The sequence below is a fragment of the Actinomadura rubrisoli genome, assembly GCF_004349215.1.
GTDB classification, from domain to species: Bacteria; Actinomycetota; Actinomycetes; order Streptosporangiales; family Streptosporangiaceae; genus Spirillospora; species Spirillospora rubrisoli.
On sequence record NZ_SMKU01000096.1, the window covers coordinates 20,295 to 27,198 of the forward strand.

Sequence of the window (6,904 nt, forward strand, 5' to 3'; positions counted from 1 at the left end):
GCCGTCACGTCCTCTGCGGGGGCCGCACGCACCGCGCTGCTGTAAATCCGGATCGCCGTAGCCCGGCCATCATGGGAAGACGCTGGCATTCCCCCTCCTCTGAAGGCTAGGTTTCCATGAGTCAAAGGGAGCTGTCAGGTGTTTGCTGTTATTCAGCGTGAAGTGATGCGACTTGCAGTGGTTCGAGGTCGTCGATGACGGTCAGAGCGGGACAGACCATCGGGGGGAGGTATGTCCTCACCCGTACGCTGGGCCAGGGAGGCTTCGGCAGGGTCTGGCTCGCCCGGGAGAAGCGACTGGAACGCGACGTTGCGATCAAGGTGCTGTTGAATCACGACGGCCGGGAGGCGACCGCTGACCCCGGGAGGCCAGGCGATCTGCTCAAGCGATTCGCCGTCGAGGCGCGCGCGATCGCCGGTCTCAGCCATCCGGGGATCCCGGTCGTGTACGGCTGGTCCGCTGGAGACCCGGATATCGGAGAGCCGCCGTACCTGGCGATGCAGTACATCGCCGGGAAGAATCTCGGATCGGTGTTGGAAGAGGAAGCCGGAGGACGTCTCACTATCGCCGAGGGCGTGAGCCTGGGTGCTCAGCTGAGCTCGATCCTGGCCGCGGTGCACGGTGCTCGTGACGCTGTCTTCCATCGTGACCTCAAGCCCGAGAACATAATGGTCGCCGCGACGGGCCGGGTGACTCTCGTCGACTTCGGGTCGGCGTTCATCGTCGCCCCTCACCGGCCGAGGGTCACGACCCGTAGCAGGATGGTCCCGACGACCAGTGGCTACACGGCCCCGGAAGTCCTGAGAGCCAGGTCCGGCCCGGCGACGCCGAGCGATCTGTACTCTCTCGGCTGCGTGATCTATCGAGTATTCGGTGGCCCGGTCTTCGACTACGAGGCAGACGCCGAGCTCGACGCCGCGCACATTGAAGAGGAGCCGCAGCCGCTGCGGGAGCGGAACGGCGACGTCCCTGACGAACTGGACCGTCTGGTCATGCAGCTATTGAAGAAGGAACCCGCTCAGCGCCCGGAGAGTGCCCGCGAAGTCTTCGTACGCCTGCGGCCTTTCCTGCCCGCCTTTGCTCCGAGCGGTGTCGAAACTGTCAAGCCCTACGATCTCACGCTGATCTTCCGCGATCCGTGCCGTCCGCCAGAGCAGGACGGTGACGGCGAGCACGGGCATCGGATGTCACCGCCGCGATCGGTCGCGAATCCCGAGGTGGATCCGACGGCGTCCATTGAGAACCTTCGCCGGGTGCGCGACCTTGTGCAAGAAGGGCGGAAGGCAGAGGCGTGGATGCTGCTCAACGAAATGATCGCCGCCGTGGAGATGGCTCAGGGGGTCGCCGGGGCCGACGTGCGGAGGATCATGTCACGTGGAATCGAGCTTTTCCTTGAGGTGGACGACTCTCCGCGCGCGAAGGAACTGTGGGAGGGGCTGACCGCAAGGGCCAGGGAAAACGGAATCGACCCACGCGACCGCTTCATCAAGGAGGCTCGCGAGGTCATTCGTCGATATCGTGAGCGCTCCTCAGGGGGTTGATTCCCTGAAGGCGAGCGGTGGGCGCTTTGGATTGGTCGGGCGGTTCGCCTGCGTCATCGATTCGCTGTCCTCAGTTTCGCCTGGATCGTCGTGAGATCATGACCGAGTGCGGTCAACAACTCCTCGGCCTGCGTCCAGTATAGCGATGCTTTGAGGAACTCGTCGGAAGACGCGGCGGTGTCACCCAGTTCTTCAAGAGTGCGCGCTTCGTGCGGCTTGTAACCGGATTCGCGATAGATGTTGAGGCAGCGTTCGAACTGCTCACGGGCTGCGCTGTGGTTGCCCATCAAACGGTGAATGTAGCCGATGCTGTCCAGATCGGCCGCGAGACTCCTGGCCGTCCCGACGCGCTCGTGGAGGACGGCGGCGCGACGGCACTGGATCAGCGCCTGCTCGGGCTCGCCCACCATGGCCAGGCTCCAGCCGATCGAATTTAACGCATCTCCGACATCGGACTCGGTTCCATGGGTTTCGAATCCGGCCAATGCCGGGCGAAGATACCCGAGGGCGGCTTCGTGATCGCCTTCCGTCGCCATGGCCACCCCGATGATGTAATGGCAGTCGGCGCGTGCCCGGCCCGACTCATTCGGTGCTTCCTGCTCCAAGAGCCGGAGGGCCTTCTGTGCACACTTCACGCTGTCATCCGGGCTACCCGCGCGGCGAAGGCTGATCGCGAGGAGGCGGAGGAAGTAGGCGCGCATGACTGCCGTGTCCATCGGATCGATGCCATCGATGACCGATCGTAAAAGGGATACCGCGTCATCGAAGCGTCCCCTGTACCACAATGGGTCGATTAGAGCGTCGGCAATCTCCTGCACTGCGGCCTTGTGTCGACCGCCTGTGCCGTGCCGTATCGCCGCGAGCGCGCGGTCCAGATTGATTTCAAGCCAGCGGTCTCCACCTTCCGGCTCCTTCAACATTCGGACGTAATGCTGGAGCAGCCTGCTGTGCGCCTCGCTCATCGCCTGCTCCGGCAGATGCCCGAGGCCTACCAACGATGTGGCGAAGTCACGCAAGAGGGTATGCATGGCGAAAGTGCCATCGGCATTCTCCTGCATCAATCCTCGTCGCCGGAGGGCTCGCAAGAGTCCGTGTGCCTGTGAGGAACCCAGGAGAGCGCAGGTGCCAGCAAGGTCGAGATCCGGTCCCGGCGCGGCGCCCACCAGCAGATACGTTCGCCGTTGCTCCTCGGTGAGTAATATGTAGGACCAAGAGAACACCGATCGGATCGACGATTCCGGCTCGCCGAGATCGAGGAAGTCCAGCCGATCGTCGGCCGCGGTCAGGCCGATCGCGATTCGCGCCAGGCGCTGCCCCGGCATCTGCGCGATCTGGGCTGCGGCGATGGAAATCGCCAAAGGCAGGTTCCCGCAGGCCGCCACGAGTCGTCGGGTGGCATCCGGTTCGGCGGCCACTCTTTCCGGACCGACCAGGGCGGTGAAAAGGCCTGCAGCTTCGGCATCCGTGAGCAGACCGATCTCCACACTCCCGACACCGCGCTCGCGTGCCAAGGTGGCGAGCATGCGTCGGCTGGTGACAATGATCTTGGACGCATCACCATGTGGAAGCAGAGGGAGCACGCTCCGGCTGTCGGCTACATTGTCCAGCACGACGACGAAACGGCCGTCCTTCAAGATCTTCAGAAGCCGAAGCCGTCGCGCCTCAGACGTTTCCTCCCTGTCCGAGACGAAGGCACCCACCTGGTGGAGTAGAAGGTCGACCGCCTCACCCGTCGACATCGGCGCCTTGTCGTCGAATCCCCGCATGTCGATCATCAGCTGGCCGTCCGGGCATCGAACCGCCAGGTCGCGTGCGACCCGTACGGCCAGCACCGTCTTGCCGCAGCCCGCCGCGCCGGTGATGACAGTGACCGTCTGGGCGCCCGCCGACTCAAGCTCCGCGATCTCCGGTCCGCTGCGCCCCACGTACGCTCGCGGCAATGCGCGTAGCCAGTCGCGCGGCTCCCGGACGGTTGCCGATCGGTGGCGCTGACGGACCGCCGCACGGAGTTGCTCGGAGGTCTGCCAACGCTGTTCGCGGATCGTCGCGCGTCCGATCTCGATCAGTGCAGCGAGGGGCCGGTCGACCAGCGGTGTGGCCGCGCAACCGCTGAGGAGCTGCGCGGTCCGGAGCAGGTCGACCCCGTCCCTCTCTCGGAAGTCGAGTCTCACTACTTGGAGCACGTCCAGCAGTCGGCGGATCTCCGCTTCCGCGGGTTCGCGGCCCATCGCGGCGGACCACGCATCTTGGATCGTCAAGAGGAAGGTGCTGAGCGCGCGCTTCTGCGCAAGGGTCGGCGCGGCGACGTCGATGGGCAGGTGGACCGGTGGACCGGGGAACACCTCACACACCTTGCCCAGGTCATCGAAAGCCTGGCTGCCGTCCTGGTTGGTCGCGATGACGAGCCGGTCCCGCCCCGCCTCGACCGTGCGTGCTCCGCTGGTCGTCCGGATCCCGTCAATGAGCGCCGCCACGACCTGGTCGGCGGCCTGTCGCAGATCGGCGGCATTCCGTGCCAGCTGCCGCATGCCCGCCTTCGCCTGAACGAGCACGAACCCGCCGTTGCTCAGAGCCGCTCCGACGTCGTCCAGCGGGAGTCCCGTCTCGCTGCCGACACTTGTGATCCGGACATCGTCTCCCAAGCCGAGACCGGGTGGCTGGCCTGTCACCGCCCTCGCCGCGAACCAGGCGAACACGTGACTCTGGAACTCGAGCCCGCCGGCGGCACGGGCTCCTCCAATCGAGGGCCGGATAGTGGATCTCGAGCGGGGCACGTCCTCATTCCTCCACGGCCCTGGGATGCGTCGCGTCCAAGCTTCGCATGCCCCACAGACATCTAGCCGTGACCAGGGCGACCTCCCGCGTCCGGCTGTCTCACCGGTGAAAGGAGCCTCGTGCGACCACCGCAAGACGAGCGCGTGGCGGGGATGCCTACAACCAGCGCCCGCGCGGCGCTGCGATTGTCGGGTGCTCGCCACAGAGTCCGCGAGAACTTCTTGTGAGGCTGCTGGCTTTCTCAACGTGTGCGGCGGACAACTACCCAGGTCAGCGGGGTGGTCGGCGAGGCGAGGCATTCGACGTCGAAAGCGGTCTACCCGAGTCTATGATCCGTGCGGCCCTGTCCGTGAGCTGGTATCAGCACGCGCGGGACTACGTGGACGATCGGTGGGACAAGGTGTCCGGCAAACAGCGGATTTCGATCGCTGAAACGCTTACGGCCGTGACGGTAGGTCTCACGGCCGACCGCAAGGGCGCGCCTGACTCGGAGACGCTGCGGAACGCGCTTCGCCGGTGGGAGTACAATAAGAATCGGCGCGAGGCCGACCGACCTGCCGAGGTGGCCGCCGCGCTCAACTGGGTCCGCAAGACGTCCGTACCGCTCGCTGACCTCGCCGAGTTTGAGGGCATCACGATGGCCCTCGGCGCGTGCGCTCGGAAGCTGGACGGTACCGCCGCCGCGCCGAGCTACTACACCCGGCGCCGTCGCGTCCTCTACAACGTCCTCAAGTACGCCGTTCAACGGAAACGCCTCGCCGTCAACCCGATCGACGGTCTCGATTGGAAGCCGACCGAAGATGACGAAGTGCGGGAGGAAGTAGACCCGGCCGTTGTACCGTCACCGCGTCAGATGACGGAACTACTCACGGCCGTGAGCTACGCCGGCCCTCGGCGAGGCCCTCGAATGGTCGCGTTCTTCGCGTGCGTCTATTACGCGATGATGCGGCCCGGTGAGGTCGTCTCTCTGCGTGAATCCGACTGCAAGCTGCCTGCCACGGGATGGGGACGGCTGACCCTCGCCGGTTCCAAACCATCGGTCGGAACCGAATGGACTGATTCGGGGGAGTACCACGATGACCGCGGGCTCAAAGGACGGCACCGCAAGGCCAAGCGGCCCGTACCGATCCCGCCGGACCTCGTCCGGATCCTGCGAGGTCACATCGACCGATACGGCGTCGGCTCGGACGGTCGGCTGTTCCGCACGGAGCGCGGGGGAGTGCTGCTCCCGTCCGGCTACGGGCGCACCTGGCACAAGGCGCGCACGCTGGCTCTCGCGCCCGCCGAGGAGGCGTCGGGTCTTGCTCGGCGCCCGTACGACCTGCGGCACGCCGGTGTCTCGCTACGGCTCAACGCCGGCGTCCCGCCTACCCAGGTCGCCGAGTGGGCCGGCCACAGTGTGGAGGTGCTGCTGAAGATCTACGCCAAGGTCATCGCTGGCCAGGACCACCTGTGGGAGGGGCGCATAGACGACGCCCTTGGCGGCTAGATCCTGGAACACAAATGGAACACGCGCCGTGGCATACGGCGTCCCGTGGTGGCATCTGATGTCACATGGCCCATGAACGACAAGAGCCGGTTTCCGCAGGTCAAGTGCGGGAACCGGCTGATCGTTTCGGGGTGCCCCCTGCAGGATTCGAACCTGCGCACACGGCTCCGGAGGCCGTTGCTCTATCCCCTGAGCTAAGGGGGCCTGCGCCCCCTGGGCGGCGCGAGAAGAAGGCTACCAGGGTTGGCGGGGTGACGCGCACCTGGGCGTTCGCCGTGCGTTGGGAGGGCGAGTCGACTAACTTCGTGGCCGTGACCGAGCCACTTGGACGCGTGCTGGTCGTCGATGATGACGAGGTGATCCGCCAGCTCATCGCCGTGAACCTTCAGTTGGAGGGGTTCGAGGTGTCGACCGCGGTGGACGGTCAGGACTGCCTGGAGAGGGTGGGCGAGGTCGGGCCGGATGTGATCACGCTGGATGTGATGATGCCGCGGTTGGACGGGTGGGTCACGGCGATACGGCTGCGGGAGGATCCGGGGACCGCGCATATCAAGGTTGTGATGATCACGGCGCGCGCGCAGGAGCATGATGTGCGGCGGGGGCATGAGATCGGTGTGGACGCGTATGTGACCAAGCCGTTCGACCCCAACCAGCTGATCCAGACGGTGCGGAAGCTGGCGGCAGTGTCCAGATAGTGGTCGGATAGTCTCGCGAGGGTGACTCCAGGCGATGTGAGCGATGCCCTTGTGGCCGCGGTGAGGGACGCTGTGGCGCAGGGTGAGCTTGATGTTGTGGTGCCGCAGGGGGTTGTTGTTTTCGCTGTGGGGTCGGCCTATGAGAGTCCTGTGGCGCTTCGGCTGGGTGTCGATCCGCGGGTGATCGCGCGGCGGGTCGGGGGGGTCGTTACCGGGCGCGGGTTCGTCAGGGTCGAGGTGGGGGCCGGGGCGCTGGTGGACGGGATCTTGGGGGATCCCGGCTATGGGGTGACCGGGGTTCCGCGGTTTCGCTGGGACGAGTGGCCGAGGACGTTCGAGAATCCGGGGTTTTCGGTTCGGTACGCCTATGCGCGGGCTTCGTGGGTGGGGCGTTGGGCGTCTGA

4 protein-coding genes, 1 tRNA gene and 1 pseudogene are annotated in these 6,904 nt (G+C 65.7%); 4 read left to right on the top strand and 2 right to left on the bottom strand.

Features of this window, described 5'->3' with window-relative positions; all coding sequences use genetic code 11:
- Positions 1-194 precede the first annotated feature (194 nt).
- A complete protein-coding gene (locus E1298_RS19400) occupies positions 195-1,541 on the top strand; it encodes a serine/threonine-protein kinase (RefSeq protein ID WP_131895209.1) in 1,347 nt (448 codons plus the stop codon).
- A gap of 53 nt (positions 1,542-1,594) precedes the next feature.
- Here E1298_RS19400 and E1298_RS19405 read toward each other — a convergent pair whose 3' ends face one another.
- Positions 1,595-4,237 carry a tetratricopeptide repeat protein gene (locus tag E1298_RS19405; RefSeq protein ID WP_165975554.1) on the bottom strand — a complete coding sequence of 881 codons (2,643 nt, stop codon included), beginning with the start codon at positions 4,235-4,237 and terminating at the stop codon, positions 1,595-1,597.
- Positions 4,238-4,539: 302 nt separating this feature from the next.
- Here E1298_RS19405 and E1298_RS19410 point away from each other — a divergent pair, with 302 nt between their 5' ends.
- Positions 4,540-5,805 (top strand): tyrosine-type recombinase/integrase, encoded by a 1,266-nt coding sequence (locus E1298_RS19410; RefSeq protein WP_165975555.1) that lies wholly within the window; start codon positions 4,540-4,542, stop codon positions 5,803-5,805.
- Positions 5,806-5,937: 132 nt separating this feature from the next.
- Here the strand turns inward: E1298_RS19410 and E1298_RS19415 are convergent.
- A tRNA-Arg gene (locus E1298_RS19415) sits at positions 5,938-6,009 on the bottom strand.
- A 128-nt stretch (positions 6,010-6,137) separates the two neighbouring features.
- Here E1298_RS19415 and E1298_RS19420 point away from each other — a divergent pair.
- Together E1298_RS19420 and E1298_RS49555 are read left to right on the top strand one after the other, a co-directional pair.
- Positions 6,138-6,500: a response regulator transcription factor gene (locus E1298_RS19420; protein ID WP_131895215.1), complete on the top strand. Its 363-nt coding sequence runs from the start codon at positions 6,138-6,140 to the stop codon at positions 6,498-6,500.
- Between the two features lie 36 nt (positions 6,501-6,536).
- A pseudogene (locus E1298_RS49555) lies at positions 6,537-6,904 on the top strand (hypothetical protein); the annotation flags it as partial.